Here is a 26,206-nt window from a genome sequence, read left to right as displayed (position 1 = left end):
CGAGGCCGACAGATCCGGTTGAGGACCCGAGGTCAGTCAGAGGTTGAGTCAGACCTGCCCGGGAACCGCTCATGAACATCCTCACTGTCAGCGGTGGTTGACGATGACGGAGATGCCCCAGCCGATCGCCGCAAGCACCACCGCGAAGACCAGTCCGGCCAGGGCGTAGCCGACCGGCCCGGCGGTGGGCCGGTCGGCCGAACCCTCAGCACCGGTCGGATTGAGCAGGCGCAGGCCGAGGGCGAACAGCGCGGGCAGGCCGGCGCCGGTGAGCAGCCCCACCACGACGATCCGCCACAGCGCGTCCAGGTTGACCCAGGAGTTCACGGGCCCACCTCGTCCTTGGCCTTGACCGGCTCCGGGGCCACCGAACCGGTCCATGCGGCATTGACGTTCTCCGGCGTCACCGGCGGGTAGCGGGAGGCGGCGAAGAAGGCGGTCGACGCCAGTACCAGCACGACGAGGATCACCACCACCCCGGCCGTTCCGCCGATCCCGTTCGCGACCCAGTAGGCCACCGCGCCGGCCGCTGCGGCGGCCGGGAGGGTGAGCAGCCAGGCCGTGGCCATCCGGTGGGCCAGCTGCCAACGAACCGCCGCGCCCCTCCGGCCGATCCCCGAGCCCAGGATCGACCCGGTGGCCACGTGCGTGGTGGACAGCGAGTAGCCGAAGTCGGTGGAGCAGAGGATCACGGCGGCCGAGGCCGACTCGGCGGCCATCCCCTGCGGCGGTTCGATCTCCACCAGCCCCTTGCCCAGCGCGCGGATCACCCGCCAACCGCCGACGTAGGTGCCCAGGGCGATCGCCACCGCGCAGGAGACGACCACCCAGTCCGGTGCCCGCGCTCCGGTCGGCAGGGTGCCGTTGGCGATCAGGGCCAGGGTGATGGCGCCCATGGTCTTCTGCGCGTCGTTGGTGCCGTGGGCGAGCGAGACCATCGAGGCCGAGCCGATCTGGCCCAGCCGGAACCCGCGCCCGCGCGGGCCCTCGGGCACGCCGCGGGTGAGGCGGTAGACCAGAAGGGTGCCGGCCACGGCCACCCCGCCGGCGATGAACGGCGACAGCGCGGCGGGCACGACCACCTTGGAGACCAGCCCCTGCCATTTGACCGCCGAGACCCCGGCCGCCGCCACCGTCGCCCCGACCACCCCGCCGATCAGCGCGTGCGAGGAACTGGAGGGGATCCCGAGGAACCAGGTGGCCAGGTTCCACAGGATGCTGCCGGTCAGACCGGCGCACACCACGGTCAGGGTCACCTGCCCGCTGGCGACCAGGCCGTTGGCGATGGTCGCCGCCACAGCGGTCGACAGGAACGCGCCGACCAGGTTCAGCACCGCCGACACCGCGACCGCGACGCGCGGCGGGAGCGCGCCGGTGACGATCGAGGTCGCCGTCGCGTTGCCGGTGTCGTGGAAGCCGTTGGTGAAGTCGAAGCCCAGCGCCGTGACCACCATCAGCGCCAGGACCGCGTCGTTGCCGGTCACGGGCCCGAACCTAACCCGCGCACCGGGACCCGCCCGGTCCGCCGACGACCCGGCACGCCGAACGGCGAACAGCCGCCATCCGGTCGGGCCAACATCGCACGGCCATACCGCCTCACCTGCCGTACGGGCCCTGCTCCCGGATCGGAGCCGGTGAGCCCTCCCCCGTTGCCGTCTCGCCCCGGGAGGCCACCGACCGGCTCGCCGTCCGGTGGCCGTCCCGGTCTGCCACGGGGGTGTTCCACCCCAATACCCAGCCACGCCCCTCAGGTCATCAGCGCATGTGTGTCCCGCCGTTGATGTCGAAGGTGGCGCCGGTGACGTACCCGGCGTCTACGTTGACGGTGACCCCGTACGGGGCCAGCTCCCGGGCGAAGACCTTGGTGAGCGCCAGGACGCCGGCCTTGGCCGCGGAGTAGTGCGCGCCGGCGAGCGTCCCGCCCTGCTGGCCCGCCAGGGAGGACAGGTTGATGACGCGACCCCAGCCGCGTTCCCGCATCGGCGCCGCGCAGAGCCGGGTCAGCACGAGGACGCTGCGGAGGTTGGTCGTCATGACGGCGTCCCACTCGTCCAGTGCGATGTCCCAGACCGATCCCGGCACAGTGCGGGCGGCGTTGTTGACCAGGATGTCGGGCGCGTGCCACCTTCCCGCGACCTCCCCCAGCGCCGCTTCCACCGCCGCGGTGTCGTCCACGTCGACGGTCAGCGCCAGCGCGCTGCCCAGCCCGGGGTCGAGCCCTCGGGCGACTTCGGCCACGGCGTCTCCGTCGCGGTCGAGCAAGGCGACCCGCAGCCCGATCGCGTGCAGTCGGGTGGCGATCGCCGCGCCGAGGCCGCGCCCCGCGCCGGTGACCAGGGCCACCCGCGGTGCTCCCGAACCGGGCCTGTCGTCGGCGGCGCCCACGCCGCCGGTTGCTGTCTCGGACACGCGAGGGTGTAGAGGCTGGGCAGGTCGTCCTGGCGGACCGCGGCGAGCCATTCCAGGAGCCGTTCGCCCTGGCGTTCCGTCAGCATGACGGCGAAGGTGCGGGCGTGCCGGGTCAGGGCGTCCAGCTCGGGGCAGCCGGCCAGGACCGTCTTGAGCTGGAGCTGCTCGGACTCGGAGAGCGCCGTGGGCTGCCGGAGGATCCAGCCGGCGACGGTACGGGGCGACGGCGGCTGGGCGGCACCGGCCGTGGCGAGGTCCGCTTCTACCGCAGACAGGCACTGACGCGCTGGTAGCTGCCCTTGCAGCCGAGCGGGACGATCTCCTCCCAGAGCTTCCAGGAATTGGTGCAGCCATCGTTCCAGCGGTCGTCGAGGTAGGGCTTGTAGTCGTCGAGGACGGATGGGCGGTTCTGCCACTGACCCTGGAAGAACTCCTCCGGGTTCGCGGCGTCGGCCAGGGCCTTGACCATGCGGTAGGTCATGCCGAGCTGCCGTTGGACGGCGCGTCTGCCGTGGCCCGCGGCAAGCAGGGTGTGCACCTCGGCGTGACGGGCCCGGGTCCGGTCGGCGAACCGGAAGCCCGTTGGCCAGGGCTGGTCCACGTTCTCCTCTTGGGCCAGGAACTGCATCTTGCGCATCGACGGCTCTGAGCCACGGTTCCGCTACTGACCTGGCGAACGGCGACGCAACAGGAGCACAGTTCAACTCGCCCCGAAACCATCAGTAAGCCCCGATCCGATCGGCTCTCCGCCAATGGAACAACGAACACTAACTCGCTGCACCCGCCTGCCAGGCGGGTACAGCCTCAGCTGGCAGGAACGTCCGTCGTGGCCGCGTCGTCCGCGCTGCCGGACAACGGTCCCGGGATGGCGGTCTTGATACCTGCACCGCTTTTCCGAGGCCTCCCCTTCGGGCGGCGCACGGGCGCCTCCGCGCCCAGCCGCGAAAGCTCCTCCGCACTCCAGCCCGCAGCCTCCGCGGCCGCGAACGCCTGGCCGTACGGCACCTCGGTCTCGGCCAGCTGGTCGCGCAAGCGCTTGCGCTGCGCCATGAGGCCGGCGAGCGGCACGATCGCCTTCTCGCGCCCCTCCTGGATCTCACGCATCCGCCGAAGGAATTCGTCATCTCTCGTCATGCCGGGGATCGTAGAACCGCCGTCCCCGACGGTCTCGAACCCGCTCGCAGGTGTCACCCGTATCGGTGATTCGCGACCATCACCCCGGCGTATCTACGAGCAGGTAATTCGACAACGAACCAGAGTGGCGAAGCGGGAGTCCGGCGAGGGACGGGGTCGCTCCGGATCCGTGAGAAAAACGTCCTCACAGAGCCGAGGAGCAGCGAGGGTGAGTGCCACGCAGGGTGGACGGCGCCGGGAGCGGCAGACCCGGTCACCCCGGTCGAACCGGGTGAATCTCGCCTACGACGATGTCGAGCTGACCATCGTGCGGGAGGCCGCGAACCGCGACGGCATGGCCGTGTCCGCGTGGGCGGCCCGCAAGGCGCTGGCAGTCGCCAAGGATCAGCTCGTGCCGGTGTCGGCGGACGCCCGGGATGTGCTGGCCGAGCTGATCCGGTCGCGTGGTGAGTTGGTGCGGCTCTGCGCGTCGATCGGGCCGAGCGGAGACGGCGGTGTCCAGCCGATCGTGCACCTCGTCGAGGAGGCCGTTCGTCGGGTAGATCGCGCGACGCTCCAGGTGATGCGGGAGCGAGCGTCGCGCTGGTGATTCCGAAAAGGGCGAAGGGTGGGAACGACACCGCGGGGCTTCTGTTCTACCTCTACGGTCCCGGAAAGCGGGACGAGCACGAGGACCCTCGGATGGTCGCCGCGTGGGCACCGTGGGTGCCCGACCCCGCGCGGTCGGCGAACACGACGGTGGGGGACCTGGGACTTCTGCTGGACGCCCCGGTGCACGCCCTCCCGGGCAACGTCCCCGCCGAGCACGTCTACCACGTCGCCGTGCGCACGGCTCCCGAGGATCCGCTCCTGACGGACGGGCAGTGGGCCGAGGCCGCGGCGACGATGATGAACGCCGCCGGCATCGCCCCGCACGGTGACCCGTGGGGTTGCCGCTGGGTCGCGGTCCGCCACGCGGACGACCACATCCACATCGTCGCGACGAAGGCCCGGCAGGACGGGATCCAACCGAATCTGCGGCAGGACATCGTCCGGATGCAGCGGCTCGCCCGACAGCTCGAGACCCGATGGAACCTACGTCCGCTGACGTCGGGGGACCGAACCGCGAAACGCTGGCCCACGACGGGCGAGACGCGAAAAGCCTCCCGCCGCCACCTGCCGGAGAGCGCACGCGACCAACTCGAACGAACCGTCCGTACGGCAGCGGCCTCCGCCGCGGGCGAGGACGACTTCTTCGCACGCCTCCGCTCTTCCGGAGTGCGGGTGACCCAGCGCGTCGGCGCGCAGGACAACGCGTTCACCGGCTACGCGGTCGCGCTCCCGGGCGACCGGGACCGGGGCGATCGCGCGGTGTGGTTCGCGGGCTCGAGCCTGGCCTACGACCTGTCGCTCCCCCGTGTCCGGGAACGCTGGCAGGTCCCGATCCCGGCGCCCGAAATCCCGCCCGACATGCTCTGGCAGACGCTCGAGCTCAACCTCGACGTGGTCTCCGGGCGACTCGGCGCCGACGGGCCACGGCAGGGTGCCGGTGACGTCGCCGCTCTCGGCGACCTCCTCGTCGTGGTGGCCGAGAACGCGCCGTCCCCCACCGGGCCGGCTCTGCGCGCTTCCGCAGCCGAGTTCGAACGGGCTGCACGGGCACCGGGCCACCGCGACCTCGACGGGGAGGCGCGGCTGCTGCTGCGTTCCTCGGTCCGGATCCTCGTGTCCGCTGCAGGGTCGTCAGGCCGTAACGACACCGTCGCCTTCCTGGGCTTCCTCCTCGCCCTGGCCACAGCCGTCAAGGCGGCGCAGCTGTGGCACGAGGAGCAGGGCTACCGCCTCCAGGCCGAAGCCGCGGCCCGAACGGGCCGGCCGCTACGGGAGGCGGTGGAACTCGTCACCGGGGCATCGTCGGTCGGTGCGGGAACCCGGCCGCGTACGAGTGGGACGGGACCGTCGCCACTGGCCGAGGTCGTGGCTCGGGCCGTTCCCGCTCATGCGTCGGCCGTACTCCTGGACCCAGCCTGGCCCGCCCTGCGCGAGCGGCTGTCCGCGTTGGGGCGGCACGGCGTCAGCCCCGTCTCGGTCCTCGCCGCGGTGGCCGCCCGACGTGAGCTCAGGTCAGCCGAGTCCGTCGCCCAGGTCCTCGTCTGGAGGCTGGACGGCTGGGCCGCCGCTCACAGCGTTCCGTTGGACGCAGGACCAGCAGCTGCTGCTCCGCAGGCCGGCGCCGCACCAGCGCACCCTCCGCGGGCGATCCCAGGTTCGACCGTCGGAGCAGGACACTCCCCCGGCCGTGGAGCCGACGGCCCCACCCGGAGCCGCTGACAGACAGGAGACCCCGATGACCATGCCCTACCCGGGCGAGCCCTTCGCCGAGGCCGTCGGCGAAGCGGTGCAGGCATCCACGATGGCGGTACGGCTGGTGCTCGCCGTCGCGGACGCGGTCCGCCGTGCGGCGCAGCGAAGGACGGGCGGGGAACGCCAGCTGCCGCCGGTGGACCAGGCCCTCCCCGAGGCGGCCGGGGACGTGAAGGCCAGGCTCGTCCCGGACGTCGCGTGGGCCCTGATGTCCGGTCCGGACTGGCCCGCCATGGCACAGCAGTTGGTCGCGTTGCGGCAGGCCGGTGTCGACCTCGATCACTTCCTCCCGCAGGTCGGGGACATCGCCGTCGCGGTCCGGGACGCGGTCGCCGCCGACTCGGCGCGGGTCGCAGCGGGGCGGACGCAGGAGTGGGCGCGGGTGCTGCGTGCGACCGTTCCGGCGGGCCCGGTGCGCGAGGCCGTCCTCTCCTCCCCCATCTGGCCGGAGATCGCCGCGACCATGCAGGAACTCCACGACCACGGCATCGACGTCCGACGGGTCCTGGCCGCGGCCTACGCCGAGGGGCTGGGAGTCGACCGTGCGGTCGGCCGGACGCTCAACGCCCCTCAGCGATCGGGCGCTGCTCCGAGCCGGGACGCCGTGCTCTCCTACGGTCCGCTGACGGTGGGCCTGGACCTGCCGAAGGACCTCGACCTCGGAAATCGCCGTAGGGCGCTGGCGCAGCTGGGGGTGAGCCAGGCGGAGAACGGCCGCTTCGTCCGCTGGGTCCACGAGGCGATGCCCGGCCGTGAACGCGCGGCGGGGCTGCTGGTGGGCTCCCGTCAGTGGCCCCTGCTGGCCGCCCGGATGGCACGTATGCAGGACGACGGCCGGTCCGTCCCGGACCACCTCGTCCGGCTGATGCGCGACCGCGGCTGGGAGGCTGGCCCCGTCTCCCAGCTCACTGCCCGCCTGATCCACGCCACCGTCGCGGCCTTGCACCGCCCGACGCACGACGACCTCGCGTCGGGCCCAGTCGTGACCAGCGCGGCAAGGGCCTCGTCAGCGGCCGCCGGACCTCCTCCCTCACGAACGCGTGGCACAGCACTCACCGGCCCCGGCACCGCTCCGCACGGCGCTCCCGTCCCTCGCCCTGGTACCGGACGGTCCAGGTGAGCCCAGGCCCTGCATGCCCAGCTGGAAGCCGTTCCGGTCGACGCGCTTCTCTGCCCGACGGTCAGGAGGCCTGGACCACCGGCGGGCGGCTGGTGCGGGGCGTAGGCGGTCAGGTGAAGAACGGGTCGTCCACGATGTGGACCCAGCCGCCGTCCGGCTGGCGCCGGAGGATCTCCGTGGTCGTGGAGATCACCGGTTCGGGGCCGGCGCCCGTGAGCGTGGCGGTGTTCGACACCAGGGCGATGCCGTCCACCTGCCGGATCTCGCGCAGTTCGAGCTCGAGTCGGGCGCCGCTGTCGATCAGTTGTCGCAGGGCCTTCCGGATGGCCTCGGTGCCCACCAGGTGGGTTCCGGGGGTGGGGACGAAGTGGGCGTGCGGCTCGTACAGCGAGAGCAGGCCCTCGATGTCACCCGCCGCCAGGTACTCCGTGAACATGGCCCCGACTTGCTCGGGCGTCCGGGCACGGCGCCGGGCGACGGCGCCGACGGGACGGTCGCCCCAACCCGCCATGGCGATCAGGTCGTACCAGGTGGGCTGAGCGCCGTACGGCAGATGGTGGCGCAGCACTGCTCCCGGGAAGGTCAGCGGAGTCGCCTTCTGCGGCTTGGCGGTGGCCTGGGCGACGATCGCGTCGCTCAGCGCGTAGGCCAGGTCCATGCGCGGGAGCACGGCGTGCACCTCGTCGGCGAGGCCGGCCGGAAGGCTCTCGCGTCGGACTCCGAGGATGTCGGTGCCGATGCCCTCCTGCGCCAGCCGCACCTCTGGGCCCTTGCGCCCGGCGATGCCCTCCGAGGTGTGCAGGGCGATGGCGTCCCAGGCGATGGCGATGCGCCGTTCCTCGACGCCGCGTTCGCGGAGGAACGCCGCCGCGGTGTCGGCACCGTCGACCTCGAAGCGCTGGTCGCCGTTGCCCTCCTCGCTCAGCCCGATGTCGTGCAAGACGCAGCTGAGGAACAGCAGTTCGTCGTCGTAGTCGGTTCCTGCGCGCAGGCCCTGCTGCCGGGCGTGGGCGCGGGCGAAGACGTAGCTGCGGACGCTGTGGAAGAGGACGAAGTCGGGTGTGGCCCGCTGCGCACAGGCGTAGGCGTCCCGGGACAGGTCCGTGTCCGGGAGGCCGAGCCGTTCGAAGACGGGCAGGGGTGCGTCGGTGGTCACGGCAGCTCTCTTTCCGATCAGGGTGGCGTCGCCGTCGTACAGGGGCAGGCCGCCCGCGTAGGGGATCAGCCCGCCGTTGGTGTGCTCGGTCGCGGGCGCCGGGCCGCCGGGCCCGCAGAACTCCCACAGCTTCTCGCTCGGGGCGTCGAACAGCACCGACGTCTTCGCCTTGGCCAGCGCGATCTCGATCGAACCGAGGATCGCCCCGTCCATTCGGGCGAACGCGACCAGGTGTCCGCCGCCGTCGACGACGGCGATGTTCATCGGGACGCCGATCGCCACGGCGTGGGCGCGGGCTCTTTCGATCGCGGCCTGGGCCCCATCCAGCTTGATCCTCATGGTGCTCACCCCTGTCGGCTCACCGCGGAGGCGTCCCCGTCGAGGCCGTGCACAACCACCGCACCCGGTGGTGACGGCAGGAGAGCGTTTCCCGTGGTCATGAACCGACCGTAGGCGCAGACGGAGCGAGGCAGTCAGTGGCACGAGTGCCATCCAGGGATAGGATCGTGCCATGGGAGCCCACACCTCCGACGGCAAGCACCACGTGGTCGTGGTGGCGCTCGAGAACGTCCTCGCCCTCGACATCGGCATCCCGTTGCAGGTCTTCGGAAGCTGGCCGGACGGGCCGTACTCGATGACGGTGTGCACGGAACGGCCGGGCCTGGTGCCGATGCACGGCGGCCCGGCGCTGTCCGTCATCGACGGGCTGGACGCCCTTGAGACCGCGGACACCGTGATCGTCCCGGGGTACCTGGAGCCCGACCCGCCCTCCGCCGCGGTCACCGCCGCCCTCGCACAGGCGGCGGCCCGCGGCAGCCGGATGGTGTCCATCTGCTCGGGGGCGTTCGCCCTGGCCGCCGCCGGCCTGCTCGACGGCCGCCGGGCCACCACGCACTGGCGCTACGCCGCGGCACTCGCCGGCCAGTACCCGCAGGTGACGGTGCAGCCGCACGCGCTGTACATCGACGAAGGCCAGGTGCTGACCTCGGGCGGCGTCGCCGCGGGCCTCGACCTGTCCCTGCACCTCATCCGCCGCGACCACGGCGCCCGTCTGGCGAACCAGCGGGCCCGCCTCCTGGTAACCGCCCCGCACCGCACCGGCGGTCAGGCCCAGTTCGCCGACCTGCCGGTGACCGCGGACCCCTCCGGCACCACAATGCCGGTGTACGAGTGGGCCCTGTGCCACCTCCACCAACCGCTCACCGTCGACCAGTTGGCGCGCCAGGCCGGCATGTCCCGCCGCACACTCATCCGCCGCTTCCACACCGACACCGGCCGACCGCCCATGAGTTGGCTGCTCGACGCAAGACTCGGCCTCGCCCGGGACCTCCTGGAATCCACCGACCTGACGGTCGAAGCCATCGCCCGACGCTGTGGCCTGGGCACCCCGGCCAACTTCCGCACCCTGTTCAAGGCACACGTCGGGGTGCCGCCACGCACCTACCGCGAGACCTTCAACTCCACCGCTGCAAGGAGCCATTGACCGCTTTCCAAGCTGTACGGAGCAGTCTCTTCCCTGCGCTCATCCTCGGGCAGCGGGAATCCGTCGGCTCTCGACCAAAGCCTCCCACCCCCAGGGAGCTGCGTACGTCGGCCAGCGGGAAATCGTCGTACACCCTCTACGGCCTGGTGGCACCCGCGAAGTCGGAGGCGGGCATGTCGGTGACGGGAGCCCTCTTGACGACGTCCCCGGTCTTCGGCGCGGAGATCATCACCCCGTCGCCGAGGTAGAGGGCCACGTGGTAGACGTGACCGTTGCCGTGGCGCCAGAAGAGCAGGTCGCCGGTTCGGAGTTCGGCCTGGGCGACGGGGTGGTCGGCCGTGGCGGCGTACTGCTCGGCGGCGGTGCGGGGGAGCTGGCGGGCAGGCCAGTAGGCGTACTGGACCAGCGCTGAGCAGTCCCAGCCGAGCGTGGAGTCGGCCAGGCACTGGCCGCCGCGGAAGCCGTCCTCGCCGTCGCAGTGGCCGTGGCTCGGGCCGACGGGGCTGCCGCCACCGTAGCTGTAGGGAACACCGAGCTGGGAGGCGGCCTTCCTCGCGGCGGCCGGGCCGACACCACTGCCGGAGATCTCCGACAGCAGGCCGGCTCCGCCGAAGCGGCCCAAGTTCCCCATGATTTCGGCTACATAGCGTTGCGTCTCGCCGTAGGGCGGAACACCACGGCTGCCCTGGACCGCAGCCCAGCCCGCGTTGTAGCCGGCGAGCGCCAGGCGCCGGGGGTCGTCGGCGATGCCCGATGCCCGCGCTTGCACGAGCAAGCTGCACATCAGGCGGCCCTGTGCCATCACCGCGTCCCCGATGTCGTACGGCGACGCGGAACCGCTCTGGTCGTCGTCGCGCCCCCAGGTCGCCCAGGTACCCGGCATGAACTGCGCCGGACCCTCGGCGCCGACCGGACTGCGGGCGTCGGCCCGGAAGCCGCTCTCCTCGAACAACTGGGCCGCGAGCAGGGCCGGGGTCAGCCCCGGATCGTGGCACTGGCGGGCGGCCCGGAACACCCAGGGGCGATACGCCTCGGGCACGCCGTCCACCGCCACACGATCCGCTTCGGCAGCCCCCGCCGTCGCCACCAGGGCAAGCGCCGCACCGATCACGCCGAGGAAGAGGACGAGCAGCCCACCGAATCCGAGCAGCACATTCTTCACCGGAATCCCCTTGAGTCGTGCACGGATGGGTCCGAACGGGCGGCTGCGCGTGCCTTCCGAACGGCCGATTCCGTTACGCCATGCAGTCGAATGACTACGCTACCCTCTGTGGCCGAAGGAGTTCGATCTGCCAACGCAAGCAGCCAGGGAAGGTTGCGACATGACAGCCGATCCGGTGGTACCCGTTCAGCGCACGCGCGTCGTCCCGCTGTACGGAGTACTGCCGGTCCACGGATACGACATCGCCTCCGCCGTCGTGCTCCGGATGCTCGACGACGAGGGCGGCCGGGGCACACGAGCCTGTGGCCTCGGGCCGGGGGAAGCGGTGCCGTACGGCGTCCAGCCCGTCCTCGTCGCCCCGAGCACCGTCTACGGCATCGCCTCGGTCGAGGTGATCGTCCAGGGCTGGCCGACGGGCGCGGTGCCGAGGCCCTGGCTGGTCGTGGTCGCCGACGCTCCTGCCCGTCCCGCGCCGGCCGCCCGCTACCGTCTCCGCGCGCTCGGCGGACGCCTCGCCGGAACCACCTACCTGCCGTACCTGCCGGTACTCCGCTCGGTCGAGCGAGCGGAGGACGCCCTGGCCGATGCCGTCGTGGCGCGCGCGGCTGCCCGGCTGCGCGCCCAGCTCGAAGGGAAGTGACAGATGTTCGTTGCGGAAGACCTGATCCCTGCCGCCAAGCCGACCAAGATCCCCGGCATGGACGGCATGGTCTCGACCCTGTTCGGCTACGGCTTGTGGCTCCTCGTCCTCGCCGGCGTCTTCGCCACCGGGTTCGGTGTGTTCAAGCTCGCCACGGCCGAGAAGAGCCGCCACGGCGGCGGCAGCGAACCGTTCAAGTGGATGGGGGCCGGAGTCGCAGCGATCCTGTTGTCCGGCTCGCTGATCAGCATCCTCAACGGCATCGTGGGCTGACCAGTGCGGACCCGAAGGAGGGACGGAGTCCTCTCACGTTCTGCCCTGTGGAGCGCGGGGGCGCTGCTCGCCATCGTCGTCGGCCTGACCGGTTACACGGCCCTGTCCGGTGGCGATGCTCAGCCGTCGAAGGCTCAGCCCAGCGAACCCCCGGCCACCACGGTCGCAGCGCCCCCGCTACCGGTGTCGACGTACAGCCTGCCGACCACGTGGACCGAACCGCAGCGATGGCTCGCCGCGCCCCGGGGCACCCGTACCGTCGGCAGTCGGGAGGTCGGCTTCCCCCACAGCACCGACGGCGCGATCGGCATGCTGGTCGCCTCCTCCGGCTTCGACGTCGAGGGCTCCACGACCCTGGTGGACGAGCAGCTCACCTTCTACAGGACCTACACGGCCGCCTCCGATCGGACCCCGACCAGGGAGCAGCGGATCCGTCAGGGCGCAGCGAAGGCGGACGCACGCGCCCGCTCCACGATGGGCCTGCCGGAATCGGGCCCGTTGCCGGCCGGCGCCTGGGTTCGAACCCACCTGGTCGGCTTCAAGCTCGTCCAGGCCCAACCCGACTCCGTCACCGCCCACTTGCTGCTGCGCACCGCCCAGAAGGCCGGTGAGACCAGGCCCGAGGCCGTGTCGTACGCGGTGGGCACCATCGGGGTGGTGTGGCGGGACGGAGACTGGAAGCTCGACCCCACCGGCGGTACGTCCCCGGCTCCGGACTCGGTGCCGGAGATCGCGGCCCCCGGCCACCCCGCCTTCAACGCGCAGGGTTGGACCGCGATCAGGCAGGCCTCGTGAGGAACCGTCTGGTCGCCGTGCTGCTGGCTGTCGTCACCCTGTGCGGCCTCGTCGCACTCGCCCCGCCCGCGATCGCTGACGACAAGCCCGGAATCATCGGTTCGCTCGCCCAGGCGGGTTGTGAGTACGGGGTGGTCGGCGCCTACGACTACCTCACCAACGGCCACCACTGCGAGCACATCGGTGAGACCGTCGATCGGACGATCGAGGCCGAGTGGACCGACGTCTGGAACTCCACCATCGGGGAACTGCTCAAAGCCGGGATCGCCTTCGTCAAGGCCCTGGTGAAGTTCACACTGACGGTCGCCCTCCAGGGGCCGTCGCTGCGGCTGGAGGACACCGGGCTGTTCGGTGAGCACGCGACCTTGGCCGGCATGCTGGTGTGGCTCGGGCTGATCATCTCAGCGGTCGGCCTGATGTGGCAGATCGGGCGGATGGCCGTCACCGGGCAGATGCGTCACCTCGGGCAGGCCCTGAGCGGGTGGCTGCAGAACTGCCTGTTGTGCGTGGGCGGTGTCGCGGGCGTCGCACTGCTGCTCAGGGCTGGGGACACGCTGACCGACGGGCTGGTCGACAGCACCTTCGGCGACACGGGGACCGCCACCGGCCACATCGTCGACGTCCTGGTTCCCCATGTGGTCAACCCCTTCATCGTGATCTGCGGCCTGCTGGTCCTGGTGCCGGTCGGCTTCGTCCAGCTCGTGCTGATCTTCCTTCGGAACTCGGCGATTCCGATCCAGTGCCTGCTCCTGCCGATCGCCGGAGCCGGCCGGGTGGGAGGCGAGACCACCCGCAAGTGGGCTCCGCTGCTGATCAGGTCGATCCTCATCGGCATCGTGTACAAGCCGATGGTCGCGGTCATCATCTGCACCGGCTTCGCCGAGTTCGGCCATGCCGACTCGGTGGTCGAATGGCTGCGCGGGCTGACCACGCTGCTGCTCGGGGCACTCGCTCCGGCCGCGTTGGTGCGGATCTTCGGACCGGTCGCCGACGAAGTCGGCACTGCCATGGGCTCGGGCGGAGCGGTCGCCGCCATGTCGGCTGCGGCGGGTTATGCCGCCCGTAGGGGGCGCAGCGAGGGCGCCGACTCCGCAGGCCCGGCCGCCGAAGGCGGGGACGGGGCGACCAGTGCGGTCGAACATGCCCGCCGTGTCGAGCGGTCGATGTCCACGAGCGCGGGGGCCGAGGAGCAGTCGTCGACCGGCGGCGACGCGCTCGCCCAGGCGGCCCGCAACGGGGCTGCCCGGATTCCCGCACCAGCCGGGAGCCCTGACGGCATGCCCGGTGCCGAAGGCGTGCCGGGTTCGTGCGGCTCAGGCGTTGCGACAGGCGCAGCCGCAGCGGGTGGCGCAGCGCTCGCCATCCAGGTCCTGGACGGACTGAACAGTGCTGTACAGCGCGGCGCGGGTGAGATCGGGAACGGATCGGAAGGACAGCTGTGAGTGCCCACGAGGTACCCGACGGGCTGATGGTGAGCGGCCTGCGCACCCGTCGCTCCTTCGGGATGGGGAACCTGTCGAAGGAAGCGACGATCGGTGCGGCAGCGGTCCTGACCGCAGACGGTCTCATCGGCGTCCGCCACCCGGCCAGCCTGCTCGTCACCCTTCCGCTGACCGGGGCGGTCGTCGGCCTGGCCGCCGTCCGCCGGCACGGGATGTCCGCGCTGGCTTACTACCGGGCCAAGTTGGCGTGGCAGCGCGGATACCGCACGGGGACCACCTCCTACCGGCGTGTCCTCCTCCCCCAGCCCTACGTGCTCGACCTGCCCGGGGTAGGGGCGAGCTCGTCACTGATCGCCGCCCACGACCCGACCAGCGGCCGCAAGGTCGGCGTCGTCCACGACCGCACCACGGGTCGGATGACGGTCTCAACCCTGCTCGCGCCCAGGGGAAGCCTCATGGCCCCCACCAGTGCCGTCCGCTCCGGGCTGCGAACGTGGGGCGAAGTCCTCAACACCATGTCGACGGCCGAGCAGATCAAGGGCGCCTCGGTCACCATCCAGATCACCCCCGGAGCCGGCGAGGCCCTGGCCGACGACGTCCAGCACCGACGGCGACCCGACGCCCCCCGCCTGGCGCTGGACGTCATCGACGAGCTGGTGCGCACCACTCCGCGTGCCACCGCCCAGGTCGCCTCCTGGCTCAGCGTCACCGTCGATCCGTGTGCCACCGCCAACCCCCCGACCGACCTCGCCGAACAGGTCGGCGAGACGCTTCGGGTGGTCGACACCCTGGACCTGAGCGGGACCGGCACCGACATCGTCCGCCGGACCACCCCGACCGACCTGCGCCGGATCGTCCGCTCCGCGTACGACCCCGGCGTGGCCCTCGCCCGGGACGAGCAGTTCGACGAACTGCAGTGGGGCGATTGCGGTCCGATCGCGGCCGACGACTGGGTGGAGTCCTATGCACACGACGGCGCGGTGTCCGCCAGCTGGGTGCTCCAGGAGATGCCCCGCCGCCCGATTCCCTACAGCACTCTGCTGCCGCTGCTGGCCCCGGGCCGCTTCCGCCGACGGATCACCCTGGGCTACCGGGTCCTGGATCCGCACGAGGGCGAGGCACTGTTGGAGCGGGAGATCTCCGCCGCCGAGCACCGGGCGCAGGCCACCGCCGAAGTGAAGGGCCGCGCCAGGTGGAGTCAGAAGGCGGACTACCAGCGTGCCGAGCAGGCCGCCCGTCAGGTCGCCGGCGGGGCCCAGGTCGTCGACTGGACCCTGTGGGTCACCGTCACCGCCGACAAGCCCTCCGAGCTTCCCGCTGCCCAACAGGAACTCAAGCTCGCGGTCGCCGGCACCCGGGGGATCCGCATGCGACCGGCGTTCGGTGCTCAGGCCGCCGTCTTCGCAGCCGGACTGCCCATCGGTTACAACCCCCTGGTGAAGTAGAGGAGTTCTCGATGCCGGACAAGGCGCAGCTCCGCACTCCTCGGTGGGCCCACGAAGAGACTCCCACGGGCCGGGCGCGGTTCCTGGGACCCCTACGCCGGATCCACGCGCCGCGGCTTGGCTGGGGCGGCCCGTTCGCAGGCCGCGTCGCGGTGGAGGACACCGGTGCCGTCTACACCGGCCCCACCAGTCAGATCGCGCTGATCGACCCGTTCCTGCTGGGCGCGGGCCTGCCGGCACGGGGAGTCCCGGTCGGCCGCGACGTCCTCACCGGCGAGCTGGTGTGCATCGACCCGTCCGGCTGGACCGGCAGGCTCACCACCAACCCGGGTGTCTGGGTGATGGCGCAGCCCGGTGTCGGCAAGTCCGCCCTGATCAAACGGATCTGCCTGGTGTACGTCGCGTACGGCCACATGATGTGCGTTCCGGCCGACGTCAAGGGCGAGTACGCCGTACTGGTCCGCGAACTCGGCGGCAGTGTCCTGCGGATCGGCACCGGTACCGAACGGATCAACCCCTTGGACTCCGGGCCGCTCAAGCACCGCTTGCCCGGTCTGCCCGCTGCCGAACGCGAAGCCCTGCTCGACGTCCTCACCGGCCGCCGTCTGGAAACCCTTGGGGCTCTGCTGGCAACCCGGGTGGGGCTCGGCCGCCAGGCGAACGAGATCGAGCGTTCGGCGCTGACCACCGCCGTCCAACTCGCCGCGGACGCCGTCCCGGGCGCCGATCCAGTGGTTCCGGACGTCACCGCCGTCCTCCGGCAGGCCCCGGAGGTGCTACGGGCCAAGCTCGCCGCCGAGGGCGACACGTACCTCGATCTGACCCGCTCGATCGTGGCCGGCCTGGACAACCTGGTCGGTGGTCCGCTCAAGGGGATGTTCGACGGACCCACCACGTCGCCGATCGATCTGAACGCACCGGCCGTCTCCGTCGACATCAGTGCCCTCAGGGCCCGGGGCAACGACGTCGTCTCCGCCGGGATGATCGCCAGCTGGGCCTACGCCTACTCCTCCATCGACAGCGCGCGAAGTCTCGGTCTGCTGCGCCGCAAACTCGTCCTCCCCATGGACGAGATGTGGCGGGCGCTGCGCGCGGGCCCCGGCCTGGTCGACGCGATGGACGCCATCAGCCGCCTGAACCGGACCACGGAGGACGTCAGCATCTACGCGACGCACTCGACCCTCGACTCCGAGTCCCTCCCGACCGAGGAGGACCGGGCGAAGGCACGAGGGCTGATGGACAGGTGCGACACCTGGGTGATCGGCGGCTCCACCGGCGAGGAACTCGGCCGGGTCTCGGGGCGACGGGCCCTCACCGAACAGGAACGCATGATGATCGAGTCCTGGGCCTCGGCCACCAGCAGCGGTCTCGACACCTCCGACCAGATCCACCCGGGCCGCGGAAAGTACCTGATCAAGTTGGGCACGCGGCCCGGCATCGCCGCCGCCATGGAGCTCACCGCGACCGAGCGCCGGCTGTACCACACCGATTCGGTGGAGAACGAGCCTGGGAGTGCCCGCCCATGATGACGGAGAACGACCGGATGTGGCTCGCAGGCGGAGTCCTCGTCGGCGGCTCGATGGTGTTGTCCGCGTCCACCTGGGCGGGAGCCGCGGTCGGGGCTGTTCTCGCAGAGGCCGACGCCCCTCCGCTCAGCCCGTACACGGTCTTCGAGATGACGCGCGACTGGCACTCCGTCTGGCCGCACTCCGCGACGGCCAGCGGGATCGGCGCCGCGTTCTTCGACCTGGCCGTCGTCGCCGGGGTCGTCTGGGGTCTGTGGGCCGCCCTGCGCTGGTTCCACAACGCCTCCCACCTCGCCACCCTGCACCAGGTGCGCGATCTCGCCCCCAGGCGGGCCGCCCGTACCGCCACCCGGCTGCGCGCCTCCCTCCGGGACGTCAGAGCACGCGACGTCGCCCCGCGCGATCGCGGCGTGCTCCTCGGGGACCACCTCCCCACCGGCGTCGAACTGCGGGGTTCCGACGAGGACACCTACCTCGCCCTGATGGCCCCTCGCGCGGGCAAGTCGAGCACGCTGGCGATCCCCGTCGCCGAAGGGGCGCCGGCCTCCTTGTTGGTGACCAGCAACAAACCCGACGTCTATGCCGCCACGCTCGCCGCCCGCCGACGGGCGGGCAACGCCTGGACCTTCGACACCCAGGGCATCGCCCAGGTCGAACGCGCCTGGTGGTGGGACATCATCGCCGAGGCCGAGACCCTCGACCGCGCCGAGCGCCTCGCCTCGCACTTCATCGCCCAGGTCAAGAGCGACACCGCCGACCCGTTCTGGGCCCAGGGAGCCAGCGACCTGCTGGTCGGCATGTTCCGCGCCGCCTGGTGGGACGGCGCCACCGTGCGGGACGTGCTCCGTTGGCTGGCCGACCCCAAGGAGCGGGCACCCCTGCGGATCCTCTACCGGTACGAGGAGGTCCTGGCCGAGCAGGTCGACAGTTCCATCAACATCGCCGAGGAGACGCAGTCCGGCATCTACCAGAACGCCCGTACCGCGGTCTCGGCGCTGCGCGACGAGAAGGTGCTCGCCTGGATGCTCCCGGACCGGAACCGTCCGCGGTTCCGACCCGAGGAGTTCGCGCTCAGCCGGGACTCCCTGTACCTGCTCAGCAAGAAGTCCGGGGCCGCCGCCGCCATCGTCGCCGCCCTGACCGACGCCGTGTTCACCACGGCGTCCGAGGCCGGCGAACGCCACGGCGGACGTCTGCCCGAGCCGATGCGCGCGGTCCTCGACGAGGTCGCCAACATCTGTCCCATCGCCGACCTTCCGGACCTCTACAGCCACCTCGGCTCGCGCGGCATCACCGCGCTCAGCATCTTCCAGAGCTACGCCCAGGGCGTGCGGGCCTGGGGTGAGGCCGGCATGAACGCCCTCTGGGGAGCCAGCACGAAGAAGATCATCGGGGTGGGCCTCGACGACCCCCGGTTCGTCAACGACATCGCCACCCTGGTCGGCAACCACGAAGTGACGCGCGGCTCCTACACCAGGAGCCGCGACGGCGGTTCCACCTCGATCAGCGAACAGCGCGAGCAGATCCTCGAACCCGCCCAGATCCGCGCCATGAAGCGCGGCACCGCCCTGCTGCTGGCCACCGGGATGCCCGTCGCCCAGATCGCCCTGCGGCCCTGGTACGAGGAGCAGGCCATGGCACACCTCGGCCCCGCCATGAAGACCGAGGAGGCTGCCATCGCCAAGAGAGCCAATCTCGCCTGGGAGGAGCGGAAGGCACAACGCCGTGGCTGAACACCCGAGTTCGGGCGCGCACACCCCCACCATGGTCTCGATGTCCGAGGATGTCGAGGACCTCAAGGCGGAACTGGCCGCGATGCGCGTCAAGGTGGAAGCCGTCGCTCGCAGCGCGGCGGAGGCAACGGGCCGAATCGCCACCGGCAGCGCGGAACCAGAAACAGCACCGGAAGAGCACAACGACCCGCGCTACCCGCCGTTCATCTTCCTCCTCGAAGGCGAGGAACTCTACGCGGAGCTGCGCCTGCTCGCCGAGTGGGTGGAGGGAGTCCTGGTCCCCGGCTGCCTCGGCGAGCCCTCGGCCGAGGCCCGCTGGTGCCATCTCTGGACCGAACACTGGGACGCGGTGGGCGCCCTGCACGCGCTGTGGCTGGCCTGGCAGGAACTCACCGACCCCGCCGTCTGCGGTTACACCGGTCCGAGCACCTGGTACCGCGACCACTACCGCCCCTGCATGGCGGCGCTGCGCGGACCAGGTGGCCCGTTCTCGGGCTGTACCAAGGGCGAGCACCGGATCGAGCACCGGCTACCCGGAACCGTACCGAGCGCCTGGTGCACAACTCAGGACGACAACCGACCCGACGGCTAACGGGTCCTCCGGTGCGCTTGCACGCTGGCCACCTCCCGCGCCAGCTCGGCCGCCCGGTTCGCGGGCATCCGAGCCGGCTCCAACGGTCGCGCCGGCACCCTCGTGCTGCGGGCGCGCGCCGCGGCGGCCTGCACACGCCGGGTGTCGTAGGAGGGGTCGCCGGTGAAGCCGAGCGTGTTCCGGCGATCGGCGTCGAGAACGGCCCGTCCGAGCGGGTGGCCGACCGCCTCGGCCGCACGGGCGGTCGCGGTCTGCGCGGCCGCGGACGCCTGGCGGGCGCGGTTGTACGCCTCGGTGACCTCGCGGATCTGCTCGGGCGACGCCGGGTACCACCTGGTCCAGCCCTCCTTGATCTGGTCCGAGGGCGCGCTGCCTCTCGGGTTGTGGGCGGGGTCGGAGCTCAGCAGGGCTCCGCGCCGGACCAGCGCCTCCGCGATGCGGGGGACGTGCTCGGCAAGGACCTGGCCCGCAGCGGGAACAGCGTGGACGACGGCCAGCAGGTGCGACGTGTCGGCCGGGGCCCGGATGATCTCGTCCGCGGCCCTGGGGGTGCGCCGACCGCCGTCACGCGGGGTCCAGCCGGAGGAGAAGAGAGTGCGGCCGAGCCGGACCACGGCGAACTCGGCCTCCCGTACGAAGCGAGGGTTCACCGTCGCCGGTGCGCTCCCGAGGCCGGACTTCCAGCCGGCCGCGGCCTGTTGCCAGGCCTGAGCCGCTGTGCGCAGGGCGCCTCCGGCCGTGTCGAGGAGACCGCGGGCCACGGGATCGGCGCTCAGCAGATCTCGGGTGTGAGCGATCAGACGGGCGGTGAGCAGGTGCGCGACTGCGGAGTGGTCGGAGGCGATCGACAGCTCGGCGGCGGTGGCGTCCGGTAGGTTCCGTGACGCCTGCTGCGCCGCGTGGGCGGCGAGCCACTCCAGACCCGCACCGGCGGCCCGGAGCGCTTCCCCCTGCGGTTCTCCCGGCCGGACCGGGGACGGCGGGACGGTCGCGGCAGCCGGAAGGTGGAGAAGGCCGGGAGCCGGCACGGACGGGCGGGGCGAGCTGAGCTGGCGGTGGATGCCGATGGTCGCCTGCTCGATCAGCACCGCGCGTTCCCTGAGCCGGTAGGCCACGGTGTGGCTGCGGACCACCCGACGATCGGGCGGGCACAGCTGGCCGATCCGTACCGCCACCCGCCCAGCAACACTGGCGAGTTCGGCGGTCTCCGCGACGACGTGCCGCGCAACCCCACCGCTGTCCAGGTAGGCGGCGTACGGGCTGCGGGCTTCGCCGTCCGGACCGTGATGGCTGGCGAGCAGGTCACCCGCGAGTCGGAGGAAACGTACGGCGTCGGTCAGGTGCGAGGCCGCGGGGTCGGGCTCGGACCAGGCGTAGAAGGACTCGTCCCGCAGCAAGCGCCCGAGGATGTCCATGTTGCTGTGCAGTCGGGAGACGTCGCCCTCCGCGATACCGAGCGGGTCGGGGGCGTGCGGGCCGAAGCGATCGGTGTTGCGGTGGAGCAGTTGGAAGACGTCCGCCAGCGCGCCGCTGCGGGCGGCGTGCTGGCCCGGGGTGCTGCGGCTCTCGGCGTCGGCGAGGGTGAGCGCCGCCAGGGCGTACTCGAGCCTGGATGCCGCGAGCGTGATGAAGTCGCCCCAGGTGACGTCCATCAGCCGACGGGCCCCTGGTCGACCGGCAGGGCGTTGCGCAGCGCTGTGGCCGCGTCGCGGGTGTGGAGGGCGGCCGTGTGGCGGTCCCGCAGCTGCTGGACGTCGTCCGAGGTTCGGGCGAGCGAGTCCAGGGCGTCGGCAAGGGCGGTGAGCCGACCGACCAGGTCGTGGTCCGCCGCTCGGCCGAGGTCGCCGGGGACGCCGTCGGGCAACGGTAGGTAGATCGTTGCTTCGGTGGCGTAGGAGGCCGCGGCCAGGGCGGCCAGTTGGTCGTAGCGGTCGTCACGCACGGCCAGGTCGGCGAGCGCGTGCGCGGCAACGGCGGTGTTCCTCAGAACGGCAGCGGCTGCCAGCTCGACGCCTTCCGCCGTAGCGGAGTTCGGGTTCATAGTTCGGTCCTCCTCGGGTCGCTGTGCGACGTCAGGCAACCACGGGCGGCGGCTCGATGGACGCGGTCACCCTGCCCTGTGGATCGACGCGGGCTGTCGGGTGGTGAAACTCACCGGATCGGGTGAACACAGCGGGCGCACCTTTGACTTGACTCACCTCTGCTTCGGACGACGCCCCTGCTGGACGGCCACTCCATCGGGTCGCAGGTGTGCGGGCTGCTCCCCGACGCCGGCAGCCGACCGCCGTTGGGCCTGACGGCCCGACCTGGCCTTCGCCGCGTCCGCCGAGACGCGCCGACCCTGCACAGTCATCGGGCTCGGGCGCTCCAACGCCTCACCCATCCTGCGAAGGTCGGGAACGTCGACGGTGCCGGAGGACGGCCTGCTCCGGGGAGCGGACTGCAGAGCGGTGCCCGAGGAGAGCAGTGCCACGGCCGTGGGAAGGCTGGTCCGACTCCGCGCAGAGGTGCTGTAGGCACTCGCCGTCTCGCCGAGGACGAGCAGGGTCGCGGCGGTGGGCAGTGCCCCCTGCCTCCGGCGCAGCAGGTCCGCTCCCTGATGGGCCAGTTGGGCGATTCGCTCGCAGGCGTGGATCGATGCGTTGCGCAGGAACTCGGAAACACGGTGGTCGGCGAGGAGCCGGTGGGCCCACTCGCCTGCCTTCGTCGTGATGTTCCGCCACAGTCGAGCGACCGCTTCCCGCACGATTCGGATCTCTCGCCATTCCCGCAGACCTTGAAGGGCCGGATGGCTTCGATCGGCAGCGCGGAGTGCCGCGTTGACGGCCTCGGCGCTACGCCCAGCGGTGGAGGAGCCCGTTACGCCCGTCGCCACCGCCGCTTCGGGTGCGGCCGGAGTCGTGGTGATGTGCCGCCATCGGACTTGAAGTGCCTCGACATCGGCTTCCAGGGCCGCCCTCAGATCGTCGGCCGAACGGCTGCCCTCGGGCACGATCTCCGTCCAGGCTTCGACCACCTCTCGGAGCTGCGCCTTGAGGTCAGGTAGCCCGGCCTGGTCCGCCACCTTGACCGGCTCCGAGGAACTGATGCTGTACTGGTCCCACAGCGGCAACTCGTCCGGCTGTGGGGCAAAGTTGGCCGTCGAGGCTTCTTGTTGCACTGTGGCCCCGCCATCAGCCCTAACACCCGCCAGCCAGTTGCCTGCGAGACCGGCCGCTGCGGCATCCTCCTCAGCGAGCCGGTCCCAGGTCCTCTGATCACTCGTCGGAGGAACGCCGAGGATGATGTCCTCCTGTTCCGCCGGCCGTGGTGAGCGCATTCGCCGCCTCCCTCACGCTCCAGGCACGCGCCGATGCACTCGCAGCAGCGACTACCACCCCTGGTCTAGCACGGCGTGATCCGGTGCCCCGCGATCGACGCGTCCCGCCGATCGCAGTCGTCGACCAGTGCGCCCCCTGTCCGGCACCACGTCATATCGTGGTATTCCGGGGGAGGCCCGGGTGCGCCAGGCCTCCCCCGCCCCTATGCGGAGGGCCAGTTGTGGTGCGCCAGGCCGCCTGGGTCGGTGAGGGCTCCGTGGATACCGGCGGCCGGGTAGGGGATCAGTTCCTCGGGCAGGGCGTCCTCGGCGAAGAAGCGCAGGTCGAGGCACTTCTCGGGTTCGCGGTTGACGGGCTCGCCCTCCCACTCGGTGGCGACGAAGAACAGGCCGAGGCGCAGCGTGGTGGGGTCCTGGTGGTGCAGGACGGTGTAGGCGAGGCGGAGGTGGTCCGGGTCGACCAGGAGGCCGGTCTCCTCGTCGAGTTCGCGGGCGGCGCCGTGGGCCGGCTTCTCGCCGGGGTCGAGCTTGCCGCTGGGGGCGTGCCACTGGCCGTAGCCGTAGGGGCCGCCTCGTTGGGACAGCAGGATCTTGCCGTCGGGGGTGCGGGCGATCACGTGGACGTCGACCACCGGCGGCGGGGTGGTTGTGCTGCTACTCATGCTCTCTCTCACTTCCCTGCGGAGTTTTGGTGTTGATCGATCGGTCCGGGACTGCTCCCAGGATGGCCTGTGCGGTCTGCTCGGCGGTGAGGTGGGTGGTGTCGATGGTGTGGAGCCGGTAGCCGAGGCGGTTCAGGATCGGGACGGCCTCGGTGTAGAGCCGGAGTTCGCGGGCGGTGGCGGCGGAGTCGAGCTCGAAGCGGTGCCGGGTGCCTCTGACGGCCAGGCGGCGCTGCACGGTGTCCGGGTCGGCGGTGAGGATGACCGCGAGGTCGGGGACGTCGGCGCCCTGGTTGATGGTGAGGAGGAAGTCGACGTCGACGCCGTCGGCACGCTGGAGGACGAGGGTGGAGGCCATCCAGCGGTCCATCAGTACGGTGGTGCCGGCGGCGCGGTGGGGGCGGATGTCGGTGTCGAGTTGGTGGAGGCGGTCGGCGGCGACGGCCAGGGCGAGGGCGCGGCCGCGCATCGTCGCGGCGGCCTGGCGTACTGCGGTGCCGTAGGGGGTGGTCGAGGGGCCGGTGGCGGTGCGGACGGTGTGTCCGGACGCGGCGAGAGCGCGGGCGGTGGCGGCGACGGCGGTGGACTTGCCCAGTCCGCTGGGCCCGTCGACGCTGATCAGCAGGCCGCTCACGTCCCGACCTCCTGACGGGTGCTGGTGGTGCGGTGGTGCTGTTCGCGGGAGATGCCGGCGAGCCAGCCGTGGAGCTGGGCGAGGGGGACGTCGCCGAACTGCTGGCCGGTGCCGAAGTTGAACTCGTCACGGCCGCGCATCGCCTCGTCGGCGCCGTGGTCGGTGAGGTCGATGTCCTGGTAGGTCTGCAGGGCCTCGGGGTCGTGGCCCTGCTGGACGAGGCGCTGGAAGACGGGGCTGCCGGGGTAGGGACGGAAGGTGAAGGCGGAGGCCCGGAAGGTGCCCTCCGAGCGGTCCGAGAGGGCCCAGAGTTCGCGGATGTGGGCGAGGGTGGCGAGCGCGTCGTCCCGGGTCTCGCCGGGGTAGCCGAGGATGAAGTAGCCCTTGACGCCGACGCCGCGTTCCAGGAGTCGACGGGTGATGTCGAGGGTCATCTCGGGCGTGATCCGCTTGTCCATCGCCCGCAGGATCCGCGGGGAGCCGGACTCGATGCCGAGCGCGACCTCGCGCAGTCCGTTGGCGCGCAGCTGTTCCAGGACGGTGTCGTCCTCGCGGTCGAGGACGTTGATCCGCCCGGTGGCGTCCCAGACGTACTTCTCACCGATGCGTTCGGCGGCGAAGGCCTCCAGGGCGGGGTGGATGATGCGGCGCGCGCCGAGGAACAGGTCGTCGACGGCCCTGAACGCGGTGCAGCCGTACAGGTCGTGGAGCTGGTGCATCTCGGCGATGATGTTCTCGGGGGTACGGGTACGGATGCTGACCTCGGGGTTCATGGAAGCGGCCGCGCCGCAGAAGCCGCACTCGTAGGGGCAGCCGCGCGAGCAGACGAGGTTGGCCTCCCAGCGACCGTCGTCGGCCTGGAACGGGTCCTGGGTGAGGTAGCGGCGGTCGAGGAGGAGCGAGTTGATGTCGGGGGCGAGCCAGCGGGCGGTGTCACCGTTCCGTGGGATGCCGGTGGCGGTGGTGCCGAGGAGGCGGTCGCGCCACATCACCTTCGGCAGCTCCCGGCGGCGGTGGACGTCGCCGAGGAGCGCGGTGACCCGGGTCTCGCCCTCGCCGACCAGCAGGGCATCCAGCCGCGCGAACCGCGGATCGGCGAGCACACGTTGCGGGTCGGCCTTGGCGTGGTGGCCGCCGGCCATCAGGGAGATCACCGGGTCGAGCCCGGCCGCGATCCTCGCCGTGAGGTCGTAGGTCGGGGCGAGGAGGTTGAAGCCCACCCAGCGCGGCCTCAGTTCGTTGATGAGGTCGGTGGTGTCCTGGACGCCGAGTCCGTGGGCCTCGGCGTCCAGGATGCCGACGTTGAAGCCGTGCTGGGCGGCGTGGGTGGCGAGGTAGCCCATGCCGAGGACGGGCAGGGTGTAGTCGTTGACGCGCGGGCGCAGGTCGTAGTCGCGCAGCGGGGCGTTGACGAACAGGCAGTCGAGGATCCGGTGCGGGTCGGCACCGGCGACCGGGTCACGGGTGGTGCCGGTCCGATCCTTCGAGCTGGTCGGTGCGGGCATGGGCCCCCCAGGTGAGTGTCGACAGGGTCAGGGTGTGGAGGTGGCGCGGGTCGTGGCCGGCCAGGTGGTGCCAGTGCGCGCCGAACAGGGCCTCGGTCTTCTTCGGCTTGTCGGCGGCGGGCCAGGGGTGGTCGGGGGCGATGCGGGCGGCCCAGGTGCGGACCGCGAGATCGGCGTGCGGGTAGACCGAGAAGTCGCCGGTGAAGTCCGCGGCGGCCGCGGCTGCCGTCCAGGGGCCGATCCTCGGCACGTTCACGAGTGCGGCGACCAGGGCTGCGGCGTCCAACTGCTCCCAGCGGGAGCGGTGTTCGAGGTAGGCGGTGGCGGCCGCGCGCAGCGCGGTGCGGTGGAAGGTCGTGCCGACGGCGGCGAACTGCTCGTTGGTGAGGGTGAGCACCGCGTCGGGCCCGGGTGCCGTGTGGTGGGTGTAGCCGTGGGCGGGCAGCTCGGTGCCGTGGACGGCGCACCAGGTGCGGTAGAGCTTGCGGGCCTGGTCGGCGCGGACGACCTGGCGCAGGATCGCGGTGGTGATCGCGTCCCACAGCCAGGGGTTGGCCACGCGCACGCTCGGCCCGAGGGCGTGCACGCCGGTGCGCAGGGCGGTCGGCACGGCGTCGGGCAGGTCGCCCGGGTCGGTGGTCACGACGGCGGGCTCGTGGTCCTCCGCACCGCCCGCGCGGGCCAGGCCGAGGCCTGCCGGGGTGAGCGTGGCCAGCCACCAGCCGCCGGCGGTGCGCAGGGGCCGGTACCAGTGGCCGGTGGTGGCGTTGCGCTGCCAGGCGGGGTGATCGGTCGTCAGGACGGCGTGCACGGGTGGCTCCTTGCCTCGGGTG

At 71.7% G+C, this 26,206-nt stretch carries 26 protein-coding genes; 12 read left to right on the top strand and 14 right to left on the bottom strand.

Annotated features, from left to right (window positions below; all coding sequences use genetic code 11):
• Positions 1 to 87: 87 nt before the first annotated feature.
• The 5 genes from ACFXPX_RS24665 to ACFXPX_RS24645 all read right to left on the bottom strand — a co-directional run bounded on the left by ACFXPX_RS24665 (position 88) and on the right by ACFXPX_RS24645 (position 3,543).
• Positions 88 to 327, bottom strand: coding sequence for a hypothetical protein (locus ACFXPX_RS24665; RefSeq protein ID WP_380521760.1), 240 nt, complete (start codon positions 325 to 327; stop codon positions 88 to 90).
• Positions 324 to 1,484, bottom strand: coding sequence for an anion permease (locus ACFXPX_RS24660; RefSeq protein WP_380643317.1), 1,161 nt, complete (start codon positions 1,482 to 1,484; stop codon positions 324 to 326). Before ACFXPX_RS24660 ends, ACFXPX_RS24665 begins: the two co-directional genes overlap by 4 nt.
• 271 nt (positions 1,485 to 1,755) lie before the next feature.
• Positions 1,756 to 2,409, bottom strand: coding sequence for an SDR family oxidoreductase (locus ACFXPX_RS24655; protein ID WP_380521756.1), 654 nt, complete (start codon positions 2,407 to 2,409; stop codon positions 1,756 to 1,758).
• A 262-nt stretch (positions 2,410 to 2,671) separates the two neighbouring features.
• Positions 2,672 to 3,046 (bottom strand): hypothetical protein, encoded by a 375-nt coding sequence (locus ACFXPX_RS24650; RefSeq protein WP_380521754.1) that lies wholly within the window; start codon positions 3,044 to 3,046, stop codon positions 2,672 to 2,674.
• A gap of 167 nt (positions 3,047 to 3,213) precedes the next feature.
• Entirely contained in the window at positions 3,214 to 3,543 is a 330-nt protein-coding gene (locus tag ACFXPX_RS24645) for a hypothetical protein (protein ID WP_380521752.1), read from the bottom strand.
• Positions 3,544 to 3,751: 208 nt separating this feature from the next.
• On the opposite strand from ACFXPX_RS24645, the gene ACFXPX_RS24640 reads away from it, so the two are divergent.
• The 3 genes from ACFXPX_RS24640 to ACFXPX_RS24630 all read left to right on the top strand — a co-directional run bounded on the left by ACFXPX_RS24640 (position 3,752) and on the right by ACFXPX_RS24630 (position 7,006).
• On the top strand, positions 3,752 to 4,132 hold the full coding sequence (locus ACFXPX_RS24640; protein ID WP_380521750.1) for a hypothetical protein: 381 nt from the start codon (positions 3,752 to 3,754) through the stop codon (positions 4,130 to 4,132).
• A gap of 92 nt (positions 4,133 to 4,224) precedes the next feature.
• A complete protein-coding gene (locus ACFXPX_RS24635; RefSeq protein ID WP_380521749.1) occupies positions 4,225 to 5,853 on the top strand; it encodes a relaxase/mobilization nuclease domain-containing protein in 1,629 nt (542 codons plus the stop codon).
• A 16-nt stretch (positions 5,854 to 5,869) separates the two neighbouring features.
• Complete coding sequence (locus tag ACFXPX_RS24630; RefSeq protein WP_380643315.1) at positions 5,870 to 7,006, top strand: hypothetical protein; 1,137 nt, start codon at positions 5,870 to 5,872, stop codon at positions 7,004 to 7,006.
• A 109-nt stretch (positions 7,007 to 7,115) separates the two neighbouring features.
• Here the strand turns inward: ACFXPX_RS24630 and ACFXPX_RS24625 are convergent, their stop codons facing one another.
• Positions 7,116 to 8,501 carry a heme-binding protein gene (locus tag ACFXPX_RS24625; RefSeq protein ID WP_380521746.1) on the bottom strand — a complete coding sequence of 462 codons (1,386 nt, stop codon included), beginning with the start codon at positions 8,499 to 8,501 and terminating at the stop codon, positions 7,116 to 7,118.
• Between the two features lie 172 nt (positions 8,502 to 8,673).
• Here ACFXPX_RS24625 and ACFXPX_RS24620 point away from each other — a divergent pair, with 172 nt between their 5' ends.
• Positions 8,674 to 9,645 (top strand): GlxA family transcriptional regulator, encoded by a 972-nt coding sequence (locus tag ACFXPX_RS24620; RefSeq protein WP_380643313.1) that lies wholly within the window; start codon positions 8,674 to 8,676, stop codon positions 9,643 to 9,645.
• A gap of 136 nt (positions 9,646 to 9,781) precedes the next feature.
• On the opposite strand, the gene ACFXPX_RS24615 is transcribed toward ACFXPX_RS24620, so the two are convergent.
• Positions 9,782 to 10,807, bottom strand: coding sequence for an NlpC/P60 family protein (locus tag ACFXPX_RS24615; RefSeq protein ID WP_380643311.1), 1,026 nt, complete (start codon positions 10,805 to 10,807; stop codon positions 9,782 to 9,784).
• A gap of 160 nt (positions 10,808 to 10,967) precedes the next feature.
• Here ACFXPX_RS24615 and ACFXPX_RS24610 point away from each other — a divergent pair, with 160 nt between their 5' ends.
• The 8 genes from ACFXPX_RS24610 (at position 10,968) to ACFXPX_RS24575 (ending at position 19,253) form a co-directional block, all read left to right on the top strand.
• Positions 10,968 to 11,447, top strand: coding sequence for a hypothetical protein (locus tag ACFXPX_RS24610; protein ID WP_380521740.1), 480 nt, complete (start codon positions 10,968 to 10,970; stop codon positions 11,445 to 11,447).
• Between the two features lie 3 nt (positions 11,448 to 11,450).
• Entirely contained in the window at positions 11,451 to 11,720 is a 270-nt protein-coding gene (locus ACFXPX_RS24605; RefSeq protein WP_380521738.1) for a hypothetical protein, read from the top strand.
• Positions 11,721 to 11,903: 183 nt separating this feature from the next.
• Positions 11,904 to 12,515: a hypothetical protein gene (locus tag ACFXPX_RS24600; protein WP_380643309.1), complete on the top strand. Its 612-nt coding sequence runs from the start codon at positions 11,904 to 11,906 to the stop codon at positions 12,513 to 12,515.
• The gene (locus tag ACFXPX_RS24595) at positions 12,512 to 13,957 is read left to right on the top strand and encodes a hypothetical protein (protein ID WP_380643307.1); all 1,446 of its coding nucleotides are present in this window, start codon (positions 12,512 to 12,514) and stop codon (positions 13,955 to 13,957) included. The genes ACFXPX_RS24600 and ACFXPX_RS24595 overlap by 4 nt, the downstream gene beginning before the upstream one ends.
• Positions 13,954 to 15,402 carry an SCO6880 family protein gene (locus ACFXPX_RS24590; protein WP_380643306.1) on the top strand — a complete coding sequence of 483 codons (1,449 nt, stop codon included), beginning with the start codon at positions 13,954 to 13,956 and terminating at the stop codon, positions 15,400 to 15,402. The genes ACFXPX_RS24595 and ACFXPX_RS24590 overlap by 4 nt, the downstream gene beginning before the upstream one ends.
• Before the next feature lie 152 nt (positions 15,403 to 15,554).
• Entirely contained in the window at positions 15,555 to 16,928 is a 1,374-nt protein-coding gene (locus ACFXPX_RS24585; protein WP_380407674.1) for an ATP-binding protein, read from the top strand.
• A complete protein-coding gene (locus ACFXPX_RS24580) occupies positions 16,925 to 18,661 on the top strand; it encodes a type IV secretory system conjugative DNA transfer family protein (RefSeq protein WP_380643304.1) in 1,737 nt (578 codons plus the stop codon). The genes ACFXPX_RS24585 and ACFXPX_RS24580 overlap by 4 nt, the downstream gene beginning before the upstream one ends.
• A 40-nt stretch (positions 18,662 to 18,701) precedes the next feature.
• On the top strand, positions 18,702 to 19,253 hold the full coding sequence (locus ACFXPX_RS24575) for a DUF4913 domain-containing protein (protein WP_380643302.1): 552 nt from the start codon (positions 18,702 to 18,704) through the stop codon (positions 19,251 to 19,253).
• Here the strand turns inward: ACFXPX_RS24575 and ACFXPX_RS24570 are convergent.
• The 7 genes from ACFXPX_RS24570 to ACFXPX_RS24540 form a co-directional block, all read right to left on the bottom strand.
• Complete coding sequence (locus tag ACFXPX_RS24570) at positions 19,250 to 20,905, bottom strand: hypothetical protein (RefSeq protein ID WP_380643300.1); 1,656 nt, start codon at positions 20,903 to 20,905, stop codon at positions 19,250 to 19,252. The two genes, ACFXPX_RS24575 and ACFXPX_RS24570, sit on opposite strands and share 4 nt — an antisense overlap.
• Positions 20,905 to 21,294: a hypothetical protein gene (locus ACFXPX_RS24565; RefSeq protein WP_380643298.1), complete on the bottom strand. Its 390-nt coding sequence runs from the start codon at positions 21,292 to 21,294 to the stop codon at positions 20,905 to 20,907. The genes ACFXPX_RS24570 and ACFXPX_RS24565 overlap by 1 nt, the downstream gene beginning before the upstream one ends.
• A gap of 153 nt (positions 21,295 to 21,447) precedes the next feature.
• Positions 21,448 to 22,572 (bottom strand): hypothetical protein, encoded by a 1,125-nt coding sequence (locus tag ACFXPX_RS24560; RefSeq protein ID WP_380643296.1) that lies wholly within the window; start codon positions 22,570 to 22,572, stop codon positions 21,448 to 21,450.
• 203 nt (positions 22,573 to 22,775) lie between these two features.
• Positions 22,776 to 23,234 carry an NUDIX domain-containing protein gene (locus ACFXPX_RS24555; RefSeq protein ID WP_380643294.1) on the bottom strand — a complete coding sequence of 153 codons (459 nt, stop codon included), beginning with the start codon at positions 23,232 to 23,234 and terminating at the stop codon, positions 22,776 to 22,778.
• Complete coding sequence (locus ACFXPX_RS24550) at positions 23,227 to 23,868, bottom strand: dTMP kinase (protein WP_380643292.1); 642 nt, start codon at positions 23,866 to 23,868, stop codon at positions 23,227 to 23,229. The genes ACFXPX_RS24555 and ACFXPX_RS24550 overlap by 8 nt, the downstream gene beginning before the upstream one ends.
• The gene (locus ACFXPX_RS24545) at positions 23,865 to 25,373 is read right to left on the bottom strand and encodes a B12-binding domain-containing radical SAM protein (RefSeq protein WP_380643290.1); all 1,509 of its coding nucleotides are present in this window, start codon (positions 25,371 to 25,373) and stop codon (positions 23,865 to 23,867) included. The genes ACFXPX_RS24550 and ACFXPX_RS24545 overlap by 4 nt, the downstream gene beginning before the upstream one ends.
• Positions 25,327 to 26,184 (bottom strand): hypothetical protein, encoded by an 858-nt coding sequence (locus ACFXPX_RS24540; RefSeq protein ID WP_380643288.1) that lies wholly within the window; start codon positions 26,182 to 26,184, stop codon positions 25,327 to 25,329. The genes ACFXPX_RS24545 and ACFXPX_RS24540 overlap by 47 nt, the downstream gene beginning before the upstream one ends.
• Between the last annotated feature and the right edge of the window lie 22 nt (positions 26,185 to 26,206).

It is taken from the genome of Kitasatospora sp. NPDC059146 (assembly GCF_042786665.1).
Taxonomy (GTDB): Bacteria; Actinomycetota; Actinomycetes; order Streptomycetales; family Streptomycetaceae; genus Kitasatospora.
The sequence above is the reverse complement of the archived record's forward strand: the minus strand, read 5'-3'. Positions and strand labels throughout refer to the sequence as shown.